The 394-nt window shown below is 64.7% G+C and carries 1 pseudogene; it reads right to left on the reverse strand.

Annotation, left to right across the window (positions count from 1 at the left end):
• Positions 1-394: pseudogene (locus tag RAD10_RS41545) on the reverse strand (hypothetical protein); the annotation flags it as partial.

The raw sequence follows: 394 nt of genomic DNA on the forward strand, positions 1-394 counted from the left end.
AAATTGGTGCCGCGGGCGGCCTCGACGTTGCGGATCGTGTCGGTGCCGACGGTCGCATCGCCGTTCACGGTGCCTGCGGCGAGGTGAACATAGATGCCTGAGGTGGTCGTCGTATCCGAATTGTAGGTGACCTGATCGTAGCCGCCGCGGCCGTCGATATAGTCGTCACCGCCGCGACCTTCATAGGTCTCGTAGGTGAAGGCCGCATTGTCGCTGCCGTAGAACGCGTCGTTGGAGGCCGAACCCCAGATCGTCGAGACGTTGGAGAAGGTGTCGTGGCCGACGGAGGCATCGCCATCGGCGGTCCCTGCCCCGATGTCGACGGTGACCGCGCTGGTCGCGCTCAGATAGGACAGTCGCGTCACCGCCTGCCCCAGGGCGTTGAGATCGCCGA

This window comes from Bradyrhizobium sp. 23AC (assembly GCF_054863025.1).